This window comes from Roseburia sp. TF10-5, from assembly GCF_003462365.1.
Taxonomy (GTDB): domain Bacteria; phylum Bacillota; class Clostridia; order Lachnospirales; family Lachnospiraceae; genus Roseburia; species Roseburia faecis.
Genome location: NZ_QTYW01000045.1, coordinates 1 through 1,632 on the forward strand (window position 1 = coordinate 1; position 1,632 = coordinate 1,632).

The window sequence follows — 1,632 nt, forward strand, 5'->3', positions numbered from 1 at the left end:
GCTTTAAAATTCTTTGATTTTTTAGAATTGTGGGAGGCTAAATCCTTATAAAACTGCTATAATTAGATTAACTTTCCATAAAACATCTTACTTTCAGGCATGGCAAACAAGCCTCTGGATAGTTTCTGTGCGAAACTAAATTCCACAGGCCGCATTCAAAAAATGTGAATTGTTAAGTTCCAGCCTGACAGCAGATTTTTATGCTAAGTTAGTGGTTAAAGCGTATCAGCTTAGGCGTCAGATTGACCTCATCGGGTGGAATCGGCCTAAGCTGAAGTGCTTTTAAGATGTCTATACCATAGTTTTCAAGTGCTACATCATACGGTGTTCGACCACCAAGGCTTTCTCTTGGGGTTGAATTTATGTGGTCTACGATAGTTCTTAAATCCCATTGGGTGAGATATTCAAAGCTGGTCTTTTTAGGAAGAATCATTCGAAGCATGGTATGTGCCTGTTCGATGCCGCCTTTTTGACCGCTTCTCATCGGATCACAGTAATAGATGCTTGACCGCATAATGCCATTAATGCCGTTTTCGAGAGACTCCGGATCTCCGAATTCGGATCCGCGATCCGTAAGAATCGTGTTGAATAAGGTTAAAAAATCATATGTGCCAAGCTGGTGTTCCAACTTGTTAAAAACAAGTTTTACGGCACCTTTGGTGCATCTGTTCATAATGAATGCAAGAAACAGTTTTTCACGGGTTAAGAAGAATGTCAGGATGACACGCTTTGAGTCCTGTGATGAGTGAACGGTATCCATTTCAGCAAAATGGTCAAGTTCAAGGGCTTGAAAATCAGAAAACATACGTCTGATAAAAACGGATCTGTCTTTGATCTGGGTCTTGTGTACTTTGCGGGGTTTGAATTTTACCTGACGTTTCAGATCGATGTTTCTTGCGGACAGGATTCCTTTATCAAGGTAAGAATATAGAGTTCTCACGGACATATCGAGTTCTGGATGATTCGTTATAATCTGATATGGAGACTGGCCCTGAAAAATCAGGGGCGTGATGACCATATCTTTCTGATGCAGTTCGTGTCTGGTCATGTTTATACCGGCCCTGGACTGTGAAAGACATTCTTTGTATTTGCGGTCAGCAAAAATAGCATCATAGCGGTATTTGTGGGCAATCGTGCAGTGATTGATTGCTTTTGGACAACCATTACACACATAAGGTGCTTTATCGAGTCGGTTACATCGTTCTTTGACAAAGTCCGGACATGTCTGGTTGCAGGTTGGACAGGTGGTACATTTGACACCGCAGAGAATGATCTTGCCACAGGCATTGACTTTTTTGCAATGATATCTGTGGACGCAAAAGTTATGTGCATTGTTAAAACAGCCTTTGTGATACCAGTCGCTGAGCCTGTGCAGCCTGATTTCTTTTGAGATTGTTGTTGGATCTTTACAAAGATATCTTGCAATGTCCTTAAAAGAACAGCCAGCGTTTAGGGATTTTTCAATGTATTTGCGATCTTCGAGAGTAAGATGTTTTTGATTACCGGGAATATATTTGCTCATGCTAGTTCTCCTTCTACTGCTGTCAGAAGGCCAACATGAGCATACCATTTATGATATGAAAGATTAAACTCCACTTGTGCAGAAGAGAATTCCACTGTATAAATGGATGG

1 protein-coding gene is annotated in these 1,632 nt (G+C 40.9%); it reads right to left on the minus strand.

Annotated features, from left to right (window positions below; genetic code table 11):
- Nucleotides 1–208 precede the first annotated feature (208 nt).
- On the minus strand, nt 209–1,522 hold the full coding sequence (locus DXD06_RS16885; RefSeq protein WP_117833211.1) for an IS30 family transposase: 1,314 nt from the start codon (nt 1,520–1,522) through the stop codon (nt 209–211).
- Nucleotides 1,523–1,632 lie beyond the last annotated feature (110 nt).

Coding starts and splice junctions, on each gene's coding strand:
- DXD06_RS16885 (WP_117833211.1), bottom strand. CDS start 1,522: ATGAGCAAATATATTCCCGGTAATCAAAAACATCTTACTCTCGAAGAT.